Raw genomic sequence first — 22,098 nt, forward strand, 5'->3', positions numbered from 1 at the left:
CCATCCTTTTGCATTTCAATCATCTTCCACCTTACTTCTTCTAAATAATGAACTCTTATTTTCAAATGAAAAAACTTGATTAACTTTGCATACTTAGCATGCGAATTCAATCAAGTTTTTTTTCATACACCACTATTCGGGTTCACTTCAGTTATTTGCTTTGTTGCTTCTTTTTTACACTTTAAATTTTGATTATTTTTCTGACAATTTAACACAAATTACATTGTTTTGTATGAAACAATCCTAACGTTATTAAAATCTCTTGTTTCAATAGTAAAATGTATACTAGAGGCTTTCTCATAGCCAAAAGTTTAATGGTGGTTTGTCTTTTAGCGAACTAGAATCATAATTTGATTTGGTCCTGTACGTTTCATAACACGATATCCTTTAGTTGATGTTGTAGCAATTCCCTCATCATTGGACTTACAATAACCATCTACTTGACAGGTACCATCATCTCGAACCAGAAGTTTACCAACAAGACCAACTGGAACCCATTCAGGTCTTTGTAGACGTGGGATATACTCTTGTGAAGAGTCCCACTCAGGATTTAATATAGGTTCACTTTTTGTAAAGGAAGGGTGAATCACTCTTCCTTTGTCATCTTTTATTTCTGGCACAACAACTTCATGATATTGAGTTCTTCCCCATTCGTCTGTTACGAAAAGATTATGCCAACGTAAATCACTTGCATCTGCAATCATTGCTGGATTCGCACTTACTACTCCTAGGATATAATTATCATTTGCGTTTGCTTTTCGTATTTTGTCCCCGTCTAAAGTTACAAAGTATCCGACATCGATTGGATTTTTATCAACCGTCTCAAACATTTCTGCATAATCCGCAGCAGCAGAAAAGAATACAGTACCGTCGAGATAAAGATTTCCTGTTAGCCCTTCAATTACAGCGGAATTTAAGGATGGTCCAACAGCAAGACCATTTGCTAAATGCCAAGAAAATGGGAATCTGGTGACTCCATTTTGCCCCATAATATGAGAACCTAGATGAATTGAATTTACTACGGTATTTAGCCCTTCCGCATGGGAGTAATTTGCATTTGCTATTGTGTTTACTCCCTCTGCATGGGAGGAAATTCCAAGCGCTGTTGTGTCTGTTCCCTCTGCATGGGAGGAAATTCCAAGTGCTGTCGTAAGGGATCCCTCTGCATGGGAGGCAGTTCCAGCTGCTGTTGTTTCTACACCTTCAGCGTGGGAGGCAATCCCTCTTGCTATGGTATTTTCTCCTTCCGCATGAGAGTAAAACGCAGCCGCTGTTGAGGAAACTCCTTCGGCATGGGAAGCAAACCCTCTTGCTATGGTATTTTCTCCTTCGGCATGAGAGGCATTCCCACTTGCTGTTGTGAGAGTCCCTTCCGCATGAGAGGCATTCCCACTTGCTGTTGTGAGAGTCCCTTCCGCATGAGAGGATTCTCCATCTGCTACTACATCTGTCCCTTCCGCATGAGAGCTTCTTCCATTTGCTCTTGTGTTTTCTCCTTCCGCATGAGAGGCAATTCCACCTGCTATTGAGGATACTCCTTCCGCATGAGAGGCAAATTCAAATGCTATTGTGAAGTTTCCTTCCGCATGAGAGTCATCTCCACTTGCTACTGTGTTCTCCCCTTCCGCATGAGAGGCAAATCCCTCTGCTAATGTGGCTATCCCTTCTGCTACAGAACATCCGTTATTCGGATCAGTTCTAATACAGATTGTTGCGGTTGGTCCGGTGTTTCCCGTTGGGCCGGTGCTTCCTGTTGGCCCAGTGTTTCCTGTTGGGCCAGTGCTTCCTGTTGGGCCGCTGTCTCCCGTGGATCCGGTGTTTCCTGTTGGGCCAGTGCTTCCTGTTGAGCCGGTGCTTCCTGTTGGCCCAGTGTTTCCTGTTGGCCCAGTACTTCCTGTCAGTCCAGTGTTTCCTGTTGACCCAGTGTTTCCTGTTGGCCCAGTACTTCCTGTCGGTCCAGTGTTTCCTGTTGGCCCAGTACTTCCTGTCGGTCCAGTGTTTCCTGTTGGCCCAGTGCTTCCTGTTGAGCCGGTGCTTCCTGTTGGTCCGGTGTTTCCTGTTGGTCCAGTACTTCCTGTCGGTCCAGTGTTTCCTGTTGGGCCAGTGCTCCCTGTTGGCCCAGTGGTTCCTGTTGGTCCAGTGCTCCCTGTTGGCCCAGTGGTTCCCGTTGGAAATGTTATAGAAGGGATAGGTGGTAATGTAGGACCAATCAAATTTGGATCTAATGCAGCTGCACTCAAAAAATCATCTGATATAAGACCTTCCCATTTTTTCTTATTTAACATGATTCACCTCCAAAAAAACTTTTATCATAACTAATAGATGCACCGAATCAACAAAATAAAATCAATAAAAAAACATTCCATCATTTTTATGAAAAATAAGATATTTAAATACTTAAATATTATATTCATATAAGATTAATGTAATATTTCATTATCAGTAGCTAGGAAAAAGGAGGAACGATACTTTCACAAAGGAACCTCCTTTTTTATTCTATGAATCTATTCATTTTTTATACATTCCTAATCTAACGTAGTTTTATGATTCTCGTTTGTAACTGGATTATCCGAAAAACTGTATAAAATCTTGCATGTTCCTAGCATATATTTTTTCGGAATGCTGACGGTATTCCATGCCCATTAACTTAAGAAAAGTACACACCCCCAAAATAAAAAATGAGCTCATTTCTCAAAATAACTAACTATAGAGAAATAAAATTTCCATTTAGGAAGTACTGTAAAACCTTAACTTGATAGCAATGTGGCGATACCCCTATATACTAAAAGGGGCAGTAGAATCAAAATACACGTTAAGATAAGCGGGTGATTCAGTGACGTCCACCGTGATTCAAATCTGACTCTGAGTTCATCTCATACGTTATAGAAAGTATACCTAATTTAATAAATTCCCCAGCGATTTAACAATGTGCTAAAAACTGTTCAACCAGTGCGCAAAGGTTTATATTTTAAATGACGTGTTTAACACCGTACTCATCAAACTAAGATTATATAGCTTTAGTTTCATATGAGATTTTTTCTTTTCCTACAGTATCCGTCCAGCTTATTAAAAATAATAAAATCCCGTATTGAATAAAAACACGGGATTGTTATAAATGAGTTATTCACTTATTCGAAAGAAGTTCATTCGTTACATATTACTTATTTAATTAAGAAACATTCATATACCAGCCCAAACATCTTTTCCATATCGCCCTTCATCTTGCAAACGATCCAACCACTTCCTTGCTTCTTGTTCACTAACTTCATGAATTTCTTGATAGGCTTGACAAAGGGTATCTTCTACGTCAGGAGCCATTTTACTTCCATCACCACATATATAAAGATGGGCCCCATTATCTAATAACGAAATTAAATGGATTCTATCTTCTTTTATTATATGCTGTACATATGTTTTAGGATGTCCCTCTAAGCGAGAGAAAGCTGTGTGTAAAGAGATTAACCCCTCTCTTTCATCATTTTCTAGTTCTGTAAGATAGAGATAATCCTTTTCAGGGTGACGACAACCAAAGTATAGATGTGCTTCTCCTACCTTCATACCTTTTTGCTTTTGAACACGTCGTGCTTGCAAGAATCCACGGAATGGTGCAATTCCAGTGCCTGGTCCAACCATAATAATTGGTGTTTCTGGATTTTCAGGTAATTGAAAGTTTGATTGTGGCGTTCGAATGAAACAGATAATCTCATCTTTATTATGACGCTGAGCTAAATAATTAGAAGCGACTCCTTCATATGTCCCTTCCCCGCTCCATGCAGGCGCATTTACAACACCAACCGTAATGCTTAGACGATCCTGGGCAACGAGTGGAGAGCTTGAAATTGAATAGTAACGCGGTTTGAGCGCCGGAAGAAGTTCTAAAAAGCGTTCAAATCGGATTTCACAAGCCTCATACTTTTCAAGAAGATCTAACATTGAAATACGTTTCTTTAATATTTGTTCTTGATAAACTCCCTCTTCCAATAATGATTCCAATTCCTTTTTATGAGGAGGGCATACTGTGAATGTCACCATTTCTCGTATTTGTGCTCGAGTGGCTGCTTCTTGCACTTCGACACTGTAACTAAGAAGGTCATATAAACGAACAGGACTGTCTAAAGGTATGTGATTTACACTGCGCCCACTTGCGCTTAATATGACTTGATCCTTCCCGTTTAATCCAAAGCGTTTTAAAATTCGGTTGACATTTTTCTCACTATTAATTGGTAGTACCCCAAGGTGGTCTCCTTCTTTATATGTAGCCCCTTCTGGCAAGGATATTTCAATATGTCGCGTGCTTCTTTCACTGCTAGATGATTGAAGTTCACGATTTTCTAATATAGATGCATAAACTGCTTCATATGTTCGCGCAAGAGGAGATCCTCCAAGACGGCTGACAAATTGTAGGCTCAAAGTACTGCGTTCTTTCTCCATGTTTTTGTTAAGTTCCAATCCAAATGCCTTCATCGCATCAGACCACATACTTTGTTTCCATTGCTCGAGCTGTTCCTCGAAATCACCACTTGCATCTGCTTCTCCGCGTTTAGAAAATCTTGTTGCTCCTTTTTGAGCCATTTGCTCATCAATGTATCTTGGAATTCGCTGATAAGTACTAGCCCAATTATGATCTCCACAACCAAAAACTGCGTATTGAACACCTTTTAGCTCATCCGGTTTTAATTCCTCCAGCCACTGCACAAACTGCCCTGCATTACTTGGCGGTTTTCCATTATAAGAAGAAGTTACAATAAGAACCGCTCCTTCTTTCGGCAAACTTCCAATTCGATCGTTAAGAGCTGCCACTTCCGTTTGAACACCTTCTAAACTAGCTGTATCTGCTAGTTCTCTTGCAATACCTTCTGCTACCCCTGTATCCGAGCCATACAGAACAAGAAGTGAAAGATTATCGGCTCCAATAATGGAAGGAGTCTTCTGAACTTGCTGCTTGGTTTCATGGTTTTTCAGTTTCTCCTCTGTAGGCGCAAGAACAGTAGTATGGCTAATAGTTTCATTTCGAGGTACAATCCTAATTTTAAAATCACCAGGCTTTAGCGTTAATGTTTGTTTTACGTCCAGCTGATAGTCTTCATAATCGATGAATTCAAAATGTTGAAGAAGCATTCCCATTACGAGTGTCGCTTCATGAAGTGCAAACTGCATACCGATACATGCTCGCTGACCATTTCCAAATGGTTTATAAGCATGATGAGGAACCTTATCCAGCTCTTCAAATCGTTCAGGTTGGAATTCTTCCACATTGTCTCCCCACGCGTCTTTATCCCTATGTAGCTGCGGAATAAGGACAGAAATACGATCCTCGCCTTTCTTAATTGGATATTTCCCACCAATTACTGTATCTTCTTTTGCATAGAGACTGAATGCTGGAGCAGTCGGCCATAGACGTAGTGATTCATTTAAAATCATCCGTATATACTTAAGCTTCATAACTTGTTGGTATGTTGGAGTGGGATCTGTCAAAACACGGTCTACTTCTTCATAGGCTTTTTTCAATTTATCCGGATTCTTTAATAAAAAATAGATTGCAAAAGATAATAATCCACTTGTTGTTTCATGCCCAGCTATTAAAAAGGTAATAATTTGGAAACGAATATTTTCATCATCTAATTTTTCACCCGTTTCCGGATCCTGCACATTTAACATACGGGAAAGTAAATCATTTTCTTCCTGATTTCCACTACTTTTACGTTCAGCAATAATATTATCTACTAAAGAAAACATAGATTGAATATCATGCTGAAATTGACGTTTCGTTCTCCACATGAGTTTGTCTTCTATATCCAGTCTCTGCAATTGGTGCATCGCCTCATCTAGAGCACGGGTCATGCTAGTGATAAAAGGATGAGAGGTCTCACGATAAAAGCTATTAAATCGGTAATTAAAACCACATAGACCAATTGTATCTAATGTAAGGCGAGTCATATCCCCTGGGACATCTACATTTTCATTCGGATTCAGTCTTGCCCATTTTTGAACGAGTTGTACAGCAATATCGACCATCATAGCATGATAATCTTTCATTGCCCGTTGACTGAATGTAGGCATCAAAATATTATGAGCTTTTTTCCAGTTAGGCTCGTCAGTCTCGCTTGTAAATAGTCCGTCTCCAGCAAAGGCACGAACCTTTGCTAAAGCACCCTCTATACTTTTATCAAATCTTGTTTCATCACAAACTTCCGCTACCAGTTCATGTCCAGAAACGACAATGATCGTATCACTTAAAGTTTGAATTTGAAAAATAGGACCATACTCTTCTGCCAGCTTAATAAACGATAGAGTCGGTTTATCTTTATCGATTAATGGGAGATTCCCTAGCGGTCCATATGTTTTCGGCTGAGGAATGGCAGATACTTTTTTATCCATTACAAACACCCTTTCAAAAAATACTAAAATATCCCATTCAATAAAAAGAAGATAGCAATGAATCGCCTGGGATAAAGATATGTAATTGATTACCTTATTTTATCTTTTCCATAACTATTCACGATTATGATATTACTTATAAGGTTGGTAATCTAAACCGTCTATTGACATTAGATTTATACCTTGCAGAAAAAATAATATATTACAATGAGGCGTATTATTATAATGTTTATTAGAAATTGAGAACTAAAGATTGTAGTATTAGGAAAACCAGTAGTTTCTCATGTCAATTCAAACAAATACGATAAGCAAGTATACTCTGTTGCTAATGAAAAAGGATTTGATATTCATATCAAATCCTTTTTCATTCTGTGTAATTATTTCACTTTTTCTTTCATCTCTTTTCCCCTTTTAGTAGAAATCATCATCTCGATTTTTATTTTGCTCTATCGATTTAACCTCTCGACAGCTTCCGCGCTTGTATCTACACGTTTAACGAAAAAAACTAATAGTAGCGCAACAACATTCATGCCCAGCGCTACATAGAATGAATGCTGAATTCCGGATAACAAAGCCTTCTGCGTTACCATTGCCTTCGTAGCTTCTGTGAAGGTTGTTGGATCTACATGAGCCATTAAACTTTCAGCTTTTGTTTTTGTTACAGAATTCATAATCGTAACAAGAATAGCAGTACCAATTGAACCGGATACTTGTTGAGCTGTATTATTAACAGCTGTACCGTGCGGATTTAAGCGCGTTGGCAATTGATTAAGGCCATTTGTCATAAGTGGCATCATCACCATCGCCATCCCAAACATCCGCAGTGTGTAAATAAGAATAATATGTGTGTGACTAGAGTCGAGTTGTAGGTTTGCTAGCATATAAGTTGAAACGGCTGTAATGGAAAGTCCTACTATACCAAGAATACGAGGGCCATATTTATCAAATAGTTTACCTGTAATGGGTGACATAATCCCCATTATTACGGCACCTGGAAGCATCATCAGCCCAGAGCTCAGCGGCGAAATACCACGGACATTTTGTACATAAGCCGGTGTTAAAATCATCCCCGAAAACATAGCCACCGCATTAACAATTGCAATTACAGACGCAAGTGCAAACATTGGGTACTTATAAACACGTAAATCCAATAACGGTTCATTCATTTTTAATTGACGAATAATGAATGCAATTAGGGCAATAGCGCCTATGATTAAGGTTATTACGACAACTTTATTTGTCCAACCATCGGAGCTTGCAGAACTAAATCCATATAACAAACCGCCAAAACCGACAGAAGATAATAGTAATGAGAGATAATCAAGTTTTGCATTTTTGTTTTGTCTCATGACATTCTCAGATTTCCAAATCCCTAACAGTAAGCTAATGATTGCTAGCGGTAAAATCATTTCAAAAAGCAAACGCCAGTCATAATACTCTACAATATAACCTGATAGTGTCGGTCCAATTGCTGGAGCTGTAATCATAACTAACCCAAAAATCCCCATTGCTGTTCCCCTTTTTTCTCTCGGAAAGCTTACTAGCATAATATTCATTAACAAAGGTCCCATCACTGAAGAACCTGCTGCTTGAACCATCCGACCAGTAAGTAATAAACCGAAGTTCGGTGCTACAGCCGCTAAAGCCGTACCAAGGATAAAAATCAACATGGATGTAATAAATAAACTCCTATTGGAGAAGCGGGTTATTAAAAATGCTGATGCCGGAATTAATATACCACTTACAAGCATATATCCTGTAGAAAGCCACTGGATCGTTGAATAATCTTGAATTTCTAAATCCTTCATTATTGATGGCAAGGCCACATTTAAAAGCGAGTTATTTAGAAATGAAACAAATGCCCCAATAAAAAGGATTACAAGCATTACATATGGTGGTTTTCTTTTATGTAACGTTTCACTCATAGATTGATTTACCCCTTCATTATCAATTCCATTGATTAATTTAACTCGTTTGCATATTTGCACGAGAATTTATTACCCTTGCAGTATTTTGCCAAACTCTTCGAATGGATATTCTCTTTTTAGCAATTCTACTTACCCAGCTTAAAATTTTGAATGAATATGTAAACACGTTTGTTAACCGAAATTACATTAGGCTAAAATAAACAAAAAGAGCTAATGAAAATACCCTTCTAAAATAAAGCGAAACTTTAATCCATGTTTTTTTACTGACAGCCCACACACCCATTCCTTTAAATACAGGCTTGGAAATCTAGTTATGTAACCATCCATAAAAAGAAATATTACATAGGCTAAGTCTAACATTACATTTTTAAAGTAAGGGGAATAAGCTTATGCACCAATATTGGTATGTGAATTCAAAGGAAAACGAGGAACAATATAATAACCAAAATTCAATGTCATCATTATATTCACAGCCCCAAATAAATAAAGCTGACGAAATGAGTGGTTTGAAGATTTGTGAGGATTGGAGTTGTCGCTTCTATCCAATTGGTTCGGATTCACCAGCCAATTATATGACTTTCACTCCCGATCCTCCTCCCTTCTCTTTTGGTCAGCCAATCCATTATGCAGGGATGATGCCACAAGGACATCCTGCTAATTGGACCCCATTACCAAGCCATGCAGGTTTTAATTATCAAAAACCTCCCATCCCCTGGGCTCAACCATTCAACCATACAGGGATGTTCGCACAAGGTCATCTTGCCGCCTTACTCTCACCGCCAGCTAAAGCTTTTAAATTCAGTAACAATAACTGGAGTATTTTCGGAAACTCTCCAGGATGGGGCGGACAGATAAGTCCCATGGGATGGGGGAATAACGGAGGTTCCGGTCAGCCAGGAATGCTTGGAAACTTACTTACAGTAGGAAAAGGCACTATGAATGGAATTGGAATGCTTAGTAGTCTAATGGGTATGGGGAAGTTCTTTTTTTAGTGGATTAGAACGAGAGGATAGGTCCATAGCCCAGACTTAAAAACCAGTTCCTTTTCTCCATTGATTTCATCTTCTTAAACATGCTTCTAATACTCCCTCCAAGTTCGTTTCCTCGTCTTTCAAATTATAAAAACATCTATTTTGTATCTGATAAATCAATAGAGGTGTAGTAGCACCAACAAAATGCAAAACCCGGTTCCTTTACGAAAGAACCGGGTTTTTTAATTTATTTGAAAAGTAGTCAAATCTTTTTTTCATTATTTAACACTTTGAACACGGCCAATTTGTCCATCTTGTAAGCGAACTTTAATGCCGTATGTATGTGTTTCACTATGTGTCAAAATATCTTTCACAACGCCACTTACAGTTTTACTATAGTCATTATCCAATTGAATAACTACATGTGAACCAACTGAAATTTGTGATCTTGTTGGTTTCCCACCTGTTGCTTGTGTCGGTTTTTCTTGTTTTTGTGTTCTCTCCTGTTGTGTAGATTGCTGTTGCTGAGCCTTCTTCTCTTCTTGCTTGCGTTTTTCTTCAGCGACTCTTTGTTGCTCTTCTTGCTTACGTTTTTCTTCTTCTACTCTTTGCTGCTCTTCTTGTTTACGTTTCTCTTCTTCTGCTTTTTGTTGCTCTTCTTGTTTACGTTTTTCTTCTTCTGCTTTTTGTTGCTCTTCTTGCTTACGTTTTTCTTCTTCTACTCTTTGCTGCTCTTCTTGTTTACGTTTCTCTTCTTCTGCTCTTTGTTGCTCTTCTTGTTTACGTTTTTCTTCTTCTGCTTTTTGTTGCTCTTCTTGTTTACGTTTTTCTTCTTCTACTTTTTTGTCTTCATCCACTTTTTGCTCATTTGGCGCGCCCTTTAACTTTTCTTCATTACCTTTACAAGCACTTAAAGCAATTACACATAAACTCATAAGTGCAAATAATAACAATTTCTTTGACATTTAAAAATCCTCCTATATACACATTACAAATCAATAACTTTCATAGCATAACAAAAATACAATCCTTTCTTTGTCAAAATTTGTCGTATATATTTATTTTCTACTAAGCACTGATACTACGATAAAAATGGAGATTATTATGTCGATTCTTGCAAAAAATACGTTCGTCTGCTAGTCAAGTAAACCTAATTCATAAAAATCTTCATCTTATGTATGAAAGAACTTGAAGCAAAAAATGGAAAGAGGCTTTCTCAAGTATTTAGTGAAACCATTGAAAAAGCATTAATAATCCGAGATATTTTAATTAGCATAATCTATTACTTACGAATAATAGGAAAGGATTTTCCATCGAAAGATCCTTTCCTATTGCTCATCTAACTTAATAAATAGGTTAATTGCATAACGCTCTTCTAACTTTCCTTGCGAAGCTTAGTGGATCATCAACGTCTTCAATATTAACGTAAATCAACATACCTTCGCCGTGGATTAATTATTAACCCATAAGCTTGCCATAAATGCTGTTGGTTTGTAATAAAGTTTGATCAAAAGCATGCTACAAAAATTGATTTTTTGATATAAAAACAAAATATTCCGAAAAAAACTCGGTCAAAATGCTTGGTTTTTTTGTTGTTAGTGAATCATTTTTCATAAAAAAGTTTAATCATTTTTCTACCTGTGTTTGCTCAACAATCGCGCCCAATTGCGATATTATTAAATTGTTACCCTTTTTTCCTTTTCGGCCAAATAAAATTGCTTATGGCAATCAAAAGATCGATACCCAACACAAGTGTCCATACTTTTAGAAAGCCAGCCAACACTTCTGTTCGCGAAGAATCGTTAATTAAATAGATTAAGACAAATAAAATTCCGGCACCTATTAGAAAAGCAAGCACATGTTGTCCCCAGCTTTTAAAGTAGTGTTTTGCATAATCCATGCCAAATCTTTTAACTGGTTTCGCTCCTTGTTTCATCACATAATATTGAAAGCGTATATCAGCCCACTCAATCATACTCCTACCGAATGCGATTGAGATTCCAATATAAACAGCAGCTATTGCATGCACTTGGGTAGCAGTCGCACCACGATACAAGTCCACACCCGTAACAACTAATAAAATTAAATCAATAACAGGTGTTAAAGCTAGGAAAAACAATCCTAATTTATTTTTCTTAAGGATATATCGTGTGAGCAGACCTAAAGTTATAACAACCCAAAACCCTATTTCACAAGCAACGATCAACCACGCAATTACATTCACCCCAACACCCCCTTGTACAACGCAATTACTCGCTTTTCCTTAACAGTACCACAATATGGCCCTTTAGTGGAGTAACTTTATTGCATAGGATGGTTAATTATTTTGCGTAGTTTTAGTACTTTCAGGGAATTCATAAGATGTAGAGATTGAGCCACTTAAATGAATGGCAGAAAGATAATTTTATTATTTATATTACAATACCTTAAGAGCTATGGAACAAATTCTTCAACTAAGCAGCTAATAGAAGCCTGGAGATTTTCCACAATCAGTAGCTCGTCGCTATCAAACTAAAATTTCATTTTAGGGAAGAATGTATTTCTTTACATGATAGCAATGGGATTTCTCCAGTATTTCGAACAAAAACCACACTAAGCACATTTTCATACAAAAAAGCCAATTTTTGTCCTACTAAGGATAAACCGGCTCATTGTAATTGATTTTGAAGGACTCGTTATATAAACTCGTCATTTTCATCAAAAAACATGGCTCTAGCTAATACATTTTTATTCGATTTTTGGTTAATAGAGACATGTGATTTAAATTATCCTTTGTTATATAGACCAGTCATTTGCCACATTTCTTTTTACATATATTTTTTTAAAAGAAGGTTTCCATTCTGAGAAATCCTCATAAACAAACGTTATGTTGTTACATATTTCCTCTGCAACTTCATACATATGTTTTATATCATTAGCCATAAATAATATAGCCCCTTTGCGTTGCGTGCTATCTATAATAGTTGGTATGGTATCGCCCTCTTTTACTACTAGATCAATTAATACGACCTCGGATATGTTAGTTAGCCCTTTATACTTGATTTCTTTTAAGCAACCTGGTTTTGGAATCAAGCTTAAAGACATAGCATGACATTTTGAAGGTACACATCTAAATTCATCTATAGTCTCAGTATTTAGCGCATCATAATAGTATCCAAATTGAGATATGCCAGTTGTTAGTTCCACCATCTTCCAGATGTTGCCCCCACCTATTCTAACTTGAGACTCTATAATTATTGGCTTATTTTGTTTGTCTAACTTTATTTCTGTATGAGTAATGCCATTTTCCATTTGCATGTCGTTCAAAAACATCATTACTTTCTCCATAATTAATTGTTTTTGAGATTCATCTATAGGTGCCGGCATAATCGTATAGTTTATTAGAAATGTATCTTCTTTACATACTTCAGCTGATATAGCAAGTATAGAATGTTTTTTGTTATAAGAAACGGTTTCAACCGTATAAACTATATCACCTGCAATATACTCTTCCACTAAAACAGGTAGTTGAATACCATTTTCTTCAATAAATACCCCTACGTCATCTCCCGAGTCTAGCTTACATACTCCTTTACCCCCTGCCCCAATCGGCGGCTTTATTATAACACTATCTTTTTTATTCAAAAATTCATTAATGTCTTCAGTATTATTACAAACTGTCGAATCTATCGAAAAGTCTTTACCTGCTAGAATTTCACGCATCATGTCTTTATTACGAGTTATCATATTAGCATTGTAAGAAGGTCCTTTAACATTAAAAATCTTTGCAATTATACAAGCCGTATCTAATGCTGTTTCGTTGAAAGATACAACCACATCAAAAGGTTTCTCTTTAAATAATTCTTCAGCATAGTATATAGATAAGGGTATGTTTGTTGTATCTATTTCTTTTTTATAGAAACATTTTTCTAAGATAAATCCATCAAAATATATGTGTCTAGCGTAAGATCCTATATAGGAAACAGTGTACCCACTGTCTAATGCATCTTGTATAGGCTTTGTCCATCCCCCTATAAATAAAATATGTGGTTTATTTTCTATGTCAGTTCCTTTTAATACCTTATGCATCAATATCAGCTCCCCTAAAATGAACTCGTATATTCAATGTCAGTTCCTTTTAATATGCCTCGTCTTAACAACGCCACTAAACACAATGTTGTTCCAAATCCCCCTATAAATAATGTAATTTGAAGCCCGAATATAGAAATTAAAGGTGCACTAGCAAAACTTCCCAATGCCCAAGCTCCCCAATTAAGCGTGCGCTGTACAGCATTTACTCGGCCCAGCATGTGATTTGGTGAGGCAAGTTGTCGTATAGTTGCGGCGTAAGGGCCAAATACACCTTCTCCCATACCATGTATAATACTTGCGGCTACTATACCGTAAATTGTTCCCATATATCCCATTATCGGTATAAAAGCCAAACCGGTAACTGATACAGTAGCGCTATAAATAAGCATTTTTGTATTATTAATTTGTTGACTTTTTTTCATGAGAACCGTATTACCTATTAAAAATCCGACCGCTGCTGAACCTACAACAAACCCTATTTCAATTTCAGATAGACCCATTACCTTATAAAGGAATATTACTAAAATACTATTTAGTATGTATTTAAAAAAACCGTAAACAGCACCACATGTCACAATTGGCTCTAATACAGGGTGTTTTTTGAAATATATCAGACCTTCATATATGTTTTGGTATATGGATTTTATATTTACGTCTTTTAAAGAACCCTCTGTATGCGGTTTAAACTTTGAAATAAATAATACAAACATAAAACAAACAAAATACGTTACTGCGTCAACAGTGAATGAACCTGTTAATCCAACTAGAGTAATGACGATTCCAGCTAGCATAGGACCAATTACTATAGAAAGAGACTCTGAAAGTGCTAGTTGAGCATTTCCTTTTTTTAAGTTGTCTTTATCTGTTACTATTTCCGGTAAGAAAGAAGGAATAGCGATGTTGTAAAATGTGGTGAATATTCCATTTAAAAACATGACAACTACCAATAAGGGGAACGTTATAATATTTGTTACAGTCAGTATGAATACTGATAAAAACAATACTCCTTGACATATACTACAAATTAGCAAAATATTTTTCCTATGAAAAATGTCTATTAAAGCACCGGCTACTAACCCAAAAATTAGATAAGGGACGAATATAACCCCACGAAGTATAGCAGCATTTGCTTCACTTGTTTGTAACACCTCTAATGCAAAAAGCGGCAAAGCTACTATTGTAAACTGAGTACCTAATAAACTTATAGACTGTCCTAACCAAAGCTTGTGAAAATTAAAATGATTGCTACCTTTCATAATATCCCCCCGTCAAATCCAGCTTTATAAATTATCAAGTTTGCGATATAAGTCAAAGCAGGCGAAACCTACCTTTCAACTAATGTCTGTACCACATAAAAATTCGAAACCTAATATAAAAACGATTTTAGTTTCAAATGATGACTAGATGTTTAAAAATCTTCTAGCTAATGAAAAGCTCATCTTCCGAAAGATACTTCCACATTCGTTTATAAACCAAATGGTATACTGATGGAATTCACTTGTAAAAATCTGATTGTGAATTAGTTTGTTTCGAATTCATTTTCCAATCGTATGTCACTTTGAATCACCTCCAGCATCAGTATAACCTTGAAGGCACGCTATTGTACGCATTTTGGAATGTAATAGCAAGATAACGAAGCTACGATGACGAAATGAATGGATTTAACCTTGTCATTGGAGGACATATTCACATGACAATTGATTAAAATAGATCATTCACTATAAAATAAATTTTTAGATAAACCAAAATAACATGCAAAAAACCCCTTCAAATTTGAAGAGGTTTTTAATATATAGAAATTAGCTTAAAGCAAAGATAACAACTCTTGAAGGGGGCATTTTTTTTTATTCATGTTTATTGAGGAGCCTTTGTTTGAAGCAACTTTAACCCCATCCCAATAAAAATCAGTCCTGTTACTTTATTTAGAATCATTCCTACCTTTTGATTTCCTCTTAATTTTTTGGTGACATAGGAAGAGGAATAAGCAACAAATAAACACCACAATAGTCCAGTTACTGTAAAAGTAATTCCTAAAATGATAAAAGGTATAGGACCTGAAGCCTTTGTATCTATAAACTGCGGCAGAAACGCAATAAAGAATAAAGAGACTTTTGGATTCGTAAGACTTGTTAAGAGTCCTTGTAAATATATCTTTCTTTTGATTTACAACCGATAAAACTGATGGGGTGTACCATTCGTATCACGGAGCCAAAACTTACTATTGAATAAATAAAACCCCAGAAATCCAAAGGTCTCTGAGGCTTCCTTATATATTTAGCTCTTTTTGCTTTTTGTTTTGTTTATGTCTATACAGTAATTTTCGACTTATGAGAGAAATCAGTAATAAGATCAATATTAGTACGAAAAGTTGCATAAATGACAAATCAAAATATTTAGCACCTGTAACGATTAACAGTGTAGAAATTGTGCCTTTTACAATGAAAAAAATAATAACCCATAATCCGCCTTTTTTCCAATTCATTTTATATTATCCTTTCCTACGTTTAAGTTCTTAAAAGATTTAGTAATAGTTCTTGAATGTGATACCTTAATAGAAATCTATTATATGAATATAAGAAATAGAATTTTTCACGAAAATCATGTCCAATTACATACGACGATTTCATCATAAATGAAAATGATATTCAGTGTCAATTTTATTGACTATTTGAAAACCTGTTTCTTCATCTGAATCTCTCTCCACTTTACTTCTTATAAGCAATAAACTCTTGTATTCAAACAAAAACACCTCCATTGCATTTGCACACTTAGTATGCGAATGCAAGAGGTGTTTTTTCATGTACCATCAGGTGCTTTATTTATTTTTAAGTTCTTAATACGTACCTATTTTCTAGTACACGATAACTGGATCATACGTATTCAAACTATCATACACAGTTTTTGCAACGTTAGGAAGAAGGTTTACACAACCGCCTGATCCTCCTGTTAAATAAGCATTACTTCCCCAGTCTTTTCGCCAGCCAGCATCGTGGAATCCTTGACCGCTATTTGTGAATGGAACCCAGTAATCTACTTTCACTGCATAATCAGCTTTCCCTACTGCGCTACCTCTTAGCGTATATGGTGTTCGTTTGTATAGAACGTACCACACACCTGGTGATGTATCTTCACCTGTGCTATGTTTACCCGTTACTACATTTGTTGTGAGGACTAATTTCCCATCTTTGTAAATCCAAATTTGTTGATCTGCAATTGAAACTTCTGCATATGTGTCTCCGATACCATTATTCGATGTTGTTTTATAACCGATCCCTTCTTTCTCCCAACCATTCCCGTGAATGTTAGAAGCAGAAAGTGATTTTTCGCCTTTTTCAAAGGCTTGCCCAACTTGTTTTGTCTCTTTTTCCACATCTAGTGCCCAGCCGTATCCTTGTCCTTTTACTGATATAACCGAACCAGAATGTGTTTTAAAAGCGAAGTCTTTATGTAATGTAGATTTAGCCTTATTAATTTCAGCAACCTTATTCTTAATATCGCTCGCATCGATTGTCACTTTCATATCCTTTGACATAGTGGCATTTTGAATTAAATCTTTTGCTTTTAATGAATACACTTCATTTTGCACTTTATAATCAACAGACTGCGTAAGAAGATTCTGTAATGCTTTCTCTTCTTTTTTAATAATCGGATCGTTTTCTTTAATAGGCTGTATGTATGCAGACTTTAAATGAATTTCGCTTTTATGCTTCTGCTTATCGTAATCTTTTAGTAAACTCGTAACGTCGTACTGTTTTCCATCAACGCTCTTCGAAATAACAATTTTTCCTTGTTCAAGCTTTGCCATAGCATCTTGAGGTGCCTTTAATTTTTCATTCATAGACATGAGCTTTTCTTCTACAAGTTTTTTCATCGTTTCACTACGATACTGCTCTGCCTTTTTTGGTAGCAATGAATAATCTTTTTCCTTTGAAGAAGGGAAAAATGTCCACTGGCTTTTTAATAGTTTCTTAACTTGCGGCAAATCTTTTTCCGTCAGTTCCGTTTTTGTCTCTTTTTCATCTAAAATTTGTTGTTGATCAATATAAACTTTGTTTGCTAGTCCAGATGTTTTTAATTTCTGTATTGCCTCATCAGCGCTCATACCACCGACTTTTGTATCATTAATCGTAACATTAGAATTGAAGTGAGTTGCCTGATAATAACTCATTCCCCCAAGGAGAAGTGCAAGTACACCGCCACCTGCTGCGATAAGCTTCCAATTTGTAAAACGTTTTTTTGATCTTACCCGTTTTTTCTCAACTTCTTCAACAGATTCATTTACTGTATTGTTGTTCATCAATCTTTCCCCCGTATACATTAACGTCAATTGATTTTAAACCAAAACCATTGAATAGTGTACCTTATTTTTCCTGAAATTTCATTGTTTTTAACTAGGTTTTATCTCATTTAATCTATTAAAGTTAGATTTTTTAATAGAAAGATATATAAAGATAGTAAATAACGCGAAAAAGGACCACATCAATCGAGTTATTATGGGACCCACCGCATTTTGAAGGATGATACTCTATAAACATTTTAACCTAGTAAAGTAATTTTTAGAAGGTCCAAGTTAGAGACAGGCAGCATAGAATATCTCTTATTTATGAAAAATATCCACAAAAAATGACCTACATGTAGACTCTTTTTTGTGAATATTTTAATGCCGCATATTTTATTAATTTAAATGCGAACCATGCTTCCTGCTTGTCACCAGGTTTCACAACCTCTAATCTGCCTAACTAATTTCACCTTATGATATCTTTATCATCAACAATTTCAAGTTTCTTGAAAACTATTATATATGTTTATACCACGCTTTATTGATACGTTTAATCTTTACAGGTGTTGAATTTTTAGACTCATCCTTTGTTGTAACCCTATTATTAGAACATCCTGCAATAGTGAGACAGCATGTAGCCAATAAAACTAATACTATTAATTTCTTCAAATAGCCACTCCTATATAAGGGAAATATTATATTAAGAAAACTAAACATAACATCGAATCTTTATAAAAACAATATATTTCCTAGTTTTATTATCCGTTGGCAGATTAAAGCACACCTTAAGGAGCATGAATCCAATGTCTAATTTCCATTTTATCCGATTCTCAATGTTTATTCCAACATAAAAAGATAGCTATTATTGTTGAAAACTAATTATCTCTCAAAATGAAAAATATGAACTGAATCCCTATAATCCAATATAGTTTACTCAGCTAACTTTTCCCCTGTAACAATCCGAAACAAAATAGCTGCATTTTTTTCTTCTAATTGAGCGTACCGATTACCACCCGAGATGATTTCCACTGTATCCTTATTAGGGCTTATCCAAATTTGATACAACACAGCTTTCGCCTCTATTTTCGGATTTTTAAATTGAAAAATAAAATGATAATCAGCTGGACGAGACATTTCCACTTTTTTATTTTCAAAAATAGTATCCTTTAATATTTTCTTTACTTGCATCACTTCATTATTATCTGTCACTACCTTAAAATCTTCATATTCATTATCACCAATATCTTTTTGCACTTCAATTCTTTGCTCTTCATTTCCTAGTATATTTGAACAGCCAGTTACTATTAATATACAGATAATAATAAAAACTAAAGACACATTTCTATCCTTCATATTCATCTACCTCATTTCATAACAATCCAGATTATTGTAAAATAAAGGTAATTAATTTATGGTTAAAAATATAAATAATATAAGGAAAGGAGTATGATCCATGCAGTTAAAAACATACACTTGGAAAAGCTATACGTTTCTCATTGTAAGTATATTCGTTACGATTAATCTCTTTCTTTTCACACCTATTTTAGACAGGGTTGGAGTAGAATATGTTGTGCCTTTCGCTTACTTCATATTAGCTTCCGCTGTCATAGCGATCCTATTAGCGGTCATCTCTTTTTGTAGCCGAGCTGAGAAAAAATTTTAGCCATCATCGGTTTATGTTTTACTCTATTTAATACAGCAATTATTTTATTCTTCCTTTGGTTCGGTTACCATTTCACTTAAGTGAAATATAAATAAACTCCATAAGCTACAAATAAAATTAATAAAATAAAAATACCGAGTATCGTGTATATCATCCATTTTAAGTTTGAACTCATATACTCCCCCTTCTGGCCTCCTAATAATTCCAGTATATAACAAAAAGCATTGGATACCCAATGCTTTTTCATACTTACGCGAATAAAGATGTATTCGCATATAAAGCTGGTGAACCACCTGAATGTACGAATAAAATGTTGTCCTCTTTATTAAATGTACCTTTTCTAATTAAGTCGATTAATCCCGCTACTGCTTTACCTGTGTATACTGGATCAAGTAAAATACCTTCAGTTTTTGCTAACAGCTGCACTGCTTCCACCATTTCTGGCGTTGGTAACGCGTAACCTGGCCCTACATATTCATCAAAGCATGTAACAGCTTCGCGCGGGATAAAGTTTGGAATACCAACGTGAGCTGAAGTTTCATCTACAAGTTTTGCTACTTTCTCTTCTTGCTCTGCTTTTCCTCTACTTACGTTAATTCCGATTACTGGGATGTTACTTTGTGTTCCAGCAAAACCTGTAATTAACCCAGCGTGCATGCCGCCGCTACCGCTTACGCAAATGACTGAACTGAAATCAATTCCTTGATCGAATGATTGCGCCATAATTTCTTGCGCACAAGCAACGTATCCCATTGCGCCAGTAGGATTTGATCCACCAACTGGAATGACATATGGTGTATTCCCTTTTTCACTTACTTCTTTCGCAACCTTATGCATCTCTTCCATAAGATCTGCTCCGTTTCGTACAACAATGACATTTTCAGCACCTAGTAAATGATATAAGAAATAGTTTCCATTAAAGTCTGGCTTCTCTTCTGGCTCAAGCCCTTCTTCTAATACAAGAATACATTTCATTTTCTCTTTCACCGCAGCTGCCAGTGTTAGGCGGCAATGATTGGACTGAATACCACCAGCTGTAATTAACGTATCTGCACCCTTCGCCTGTGCATCCGCAACTAAAAACTCTAACTTTCTCGTCTTATTACCACCAGCTGTTAAACCAAGTAAATCATCTCGTTTAAAATAAATAGTCGGCCCGCCAAGTGCCTCAGAAAAATTGTTTAATTTCTCAATTGGTGTATATGATTCTGTATATTTTTTTCTCGGGAATTTAGCTAAATTCATGAATAACGCTCCTTTGTACTTCTTTCACAATGTATGTAACGATACTATTATTACATGTAAAAATGATGAAGTCATCTTTCTGGGGTAAAAATGTGTTGGAATTCGGTTTTGGCGAATAGAATTATAACTTCAATACGGTACATGAAATTTATATCAGCGATTCTTAACTTATATCGGCGATTTTCAAATTATATCGACCGATTCTTAATTTATATCAGCTATTTTTCAAATATATCGACTTATCGACAAAAAAACAACAAAATAAAAAGAGCCCACACATTCAAATGCGGGCTCCCTCCAATCACTTATTTGCCGAAAAACGGAGTAACTGTGTTAATCCTGGTTCTAAATTCATTTCGCCTTTATGGCGTACGTATACGATTTTGTCCCCGTCAAATTTGGGTGGGTTTCCTGGATTATAAGTATGCCACTCGTCCGTTCCTTCTATAGAGTACTCCATATATTCTGTTGCACCGACGATTACGTTTTTACTATCATCTGCCGTTACATTTGGTGCCATTTGTGCAATTTTCGAATCACTAATTAATAATTTCTTTATTTCCTTATCACGTTTGTAATCGTAAGCTGTCACCATTACATCGCTACCATATGCTTTCACTTGCAACCCTTGTTTAAATGAATAACCATCAGGAGCAGTCTTCTCTCCTCCATTTGGTCCAGCTGACATCCAGCCCGTTTCAATCCCGCCCGTATTTACAACAGTAAATCCTTTTTTATCTCCGCCTGCAATTTTCTTTTTACCAGCCCAGTCCGGTAAGTTTAAATCCCAGTGCGTGTGACTCGTAAAGAAAACAACTTGTGGATAGTCTTTTAATATATCATACAACTTATCGACATTTAAATAATCTTGTAAGTACGGTGATTGTCTTGATCCAGACACCGTATCAGGTAAAACGTGATGAGAAAAAATGAAAATCGGCTTGTTTTTATCTTTTTGGCTGTACTCTTCTAAATTTTGTTTTAACCAACCCAATTGTTCATCACTCATATATACTTCATCCCACATTTTTGAATCGTGGTATTTCATATATTTTTCCGTTCCTAAAAATAGAAGCGGATAACCGTCTAATTCTTTTTTATGATATACCTTTTCTTGTCCGCTAAATTTCAGATAGCGGTTAAATAAAGTTTCCTCAGTTACACCATTTGGCCATGTACTTTGAGATAACTTCCCATCAGCTGTCCATTTACCAGCATAAAACTCATGATTCCCAACAGTTGACCATACATTCTCGGGATGCTTATTTTTGTTTAATACACGCTTCACATCATCATATTGGGACTGTTGTCCAGTTGGCGTTATATCCCCATTCATAATAAGCGCTCTAGAAAGTGGCGTTACTTTATTCATATCTTTTAATACGTGATCAAAATCTCCTAAATCACCTTGAATGTCACTAATAACATTAAAAGTTGTAGCTGATTTTCGAACTTGCTCTTTCCCTTCCGCATGTGCTGAAAATGTCGGTAATAATGCCGCCATAACTGCTAACGAAGCAACTGTCTTTTTCATACAAATTCTCCCCCTAATATTAGAATGTA

The 22,098-nt window shown here is 36.0% G+C and carries 13 protein-coding genes and 3 pseudogenes; 2 read left to right on the forward strand and 14 right to left on the reverse strand.

The window, feature by feature from the left end; translation table 11 throughout:
* Window positions 1-329: 329 nt before the first annotated feature.
* The 3 genes from NST14_RS16005 to NST14_RS16015 all read right to left on the reverse strand — a co-directional run bounded on the left by NST14_RS16005 (window position 330) and on the right by NST14_RS16015 (window position 8,303).
* Window positions 330-2,285, reverse strand: a complete 1,956-nt coding sequence (locus tag NST14_RS16005) for a peptidase G2 autoproteolytic cleavage domain-containing protein (RefSeq protein ID WP_341118928.1) — start codon at window positions 2,283-2,285, stop codon at window positions 330-332.
* A gap of 895 nt (window positions 2,286-3,180) precedes the next feature.
* Window positions 3,181-6,378, reverse strand: coding sequence for a bifunctional P-450/NADPH--P450 reductase (gene cypD, locus NST14_RS16010; protein ID WP_229142801.1), 3,198 nt, complete (start codon window positions 6,376-6,378; stop codon window positions 3,181-3,183).
* Between the two features lie 446 nt (window positions 6,379-6,824).
* A complete protein-coding gene (locus tag NST14_RS16015; protein WP_000005128.1) occupies window positions 6,825-8,303 on the reverse strand; it encodes a DHA2 family efflux MFS transporter permease subunit in 1,479 nt (492 codons plus the stop codon).
* 392 nt (window positions 8,304-8,695) lie between these two features.
* Here NST14_RS16015 and NST14_RS16020 point away from each other — a divergent pair, with 392 nt between their 5' ends.
* Window positions 8,696-9,298, forward strand: a complete 603-nt coding sequence (locus tag NST14_RS16020; RefSeq protein WP_229142802.1) for a hypothetical protein — start codon at window positions 8,696-8,698, stop codon at window positions 9,296-9,298.
* Window positions 9,299-9,555: 257 nt separating this feature from the next.
* Here NST14_RS16020 and NST14_RS16025 read toward each other — a convergent pair whose 3' ends face one another.
* The 9 genes and pseudogenes from NST14_RS16025 to NST14_RS16065 all read right to left on the reverse strand — a co-directional run bounded on the left by NST14_RS16025 (window position 9,556) and on the right by NST14_RS16065 (window position 18,980).
* On the reverse strand, window positions 9,556-10,242 hold the full coding sequence (locus tag NST14_RS16025; RefSeq protein WP_048519848.1) for a YwbE family protein: 687 nt from the start codon (window positions 10,240-10,242) through the stop codon (window positions 9,556-9,558).
* A gap of 391 nt (window positions 10,243-10,633) precedes the next feature.
* Window positions 10,634-10,711, reverse strand: a pseudogene (locus tag NST14_RS16030) (DUF1259 domain-containing protein); the annotation flags it as partial.
* 250 nt (window positions 10,712-10,961) lie between these two features.
* Window positions 10,962-11,501, reverse strand: coding sequence for a hypothetical protein (locus NST14_RS16035; RefSeq protein ID WP_001100682.1), 540 nt, complete (start codon window positions 11,499-11,501; stop codon window positions 10,962-10,964).
* Window positions 11,502-12,052: 551 nt separating this feature from the next.
* Window positions 12,053-13,345, reverse strand: a complete 1,293-nt coding sequence (locus NST14_RS16040; protein WP_000549726.1) for an ATP-grasp domain-containing protein — start codon at window positions 13,343-13,345, stop codon at window positions 12,053-12,055.
* 14 nt (window positions 13,346-13,359) lie between these two features.
* Window positions 13,360-14,604, reverse strand: coding sequence for an MFS transporter (locus NST14_RS16045; protein ID WP_229142803.1), 1,245 nt, complete (start codon window positions 14,602-14,604; stop codon window positions 13,360-13,362).
* 598 nt (window positions 14,605-15,202) lie between these two features.
* Window positions 15,203-15,505, reverse strand: a pseudogene (locus NST14_RS16050) (LysE family translocator); the annotation flags it as partial.
* Window positions 15,506-15,614: 109 nt separating this feature from the next.
* Entirely contained in the window at window positions 15,615-15,830 is a 216-nt protein-coding gene (locus NST14_RS16055) for a hypothetical protein (RefSeq protein WP_001104097.1), read from the reverse strand.
* Between the two features lie 369 nt (window positions 15,831-16,199).
* Complete coding sequence (locus NST14_RS16060; protein WP_073540958.1) at window positions 16,200-17,645, reverse strand: L,D-transpeptidase family protein; 1,446 nt, start codon at window positions 17,643-17,645, stop codon at window positions 16,200-16,202.
* Between the two features lie 912 nt (window positions 17,646-18,557).
* A complete protein-coding gene (locus NST14_RS16065; protein WP_000654992.1) occupies window positions 18,558-18,980 on the reverse strand; it encodes a hypothetical protein in 423 nt (140 codons plus the stop codon).
* Window positions 18,981-19,080: 100 nt separating this feature from the next.
* Between NST14_RS16065 and NST14_RS16070 the strand changes: the two are divergent.
* Window positions 19,081-19,370, forward strand: a pseudogene (locus tag NST14_RS16070) (hypothetical protein).
* Window positions 19,371-19,539: 169 nt separating this feature from the next.
* On the opposite strand, the gene NST14_RS16075 reads toward NST14_RS16070, so the two are convergent.
* Both NST14_RS16075 and NST14_RS16080 read right to left on the reverse strand, forming a co-directional pair.
* Window positions 19,540-20,535 (reverse strand): D-cysteine desulfhydrase, encoded by a 996-nt coding sequence (locus tag NST14_RS16075; RefSeq protein ID WP_001046590.1) that lies wholly within the window; start codon window positions 20,533-20,535, stop codon window positions 19,540-19,542.
* Between the two features lie 301 nt (window positions 20,536-20,836).
* Entirely contained in the window at window positions 20,837-22,069 is a 1,233-nt protein-coding gene (locus NST14_RS16080; protein ID WP_229142804.1) for a DUF4073 domain-containing protein, read from the reverse strand.
* Between the last annotated feature and the right edge of the window lie 29 nt (window positions 22,070-22,098).

It is taken from the genome of Bacillus sp. FSL W8-0519 (genome assembly GCF_038005585.1).
Classification (GTDB): Bacteria; Bacillota; Bacilli; order Bacillales; family Bacillaceae_G; genus Bacillus_A; species Bacillus_A paranthracis.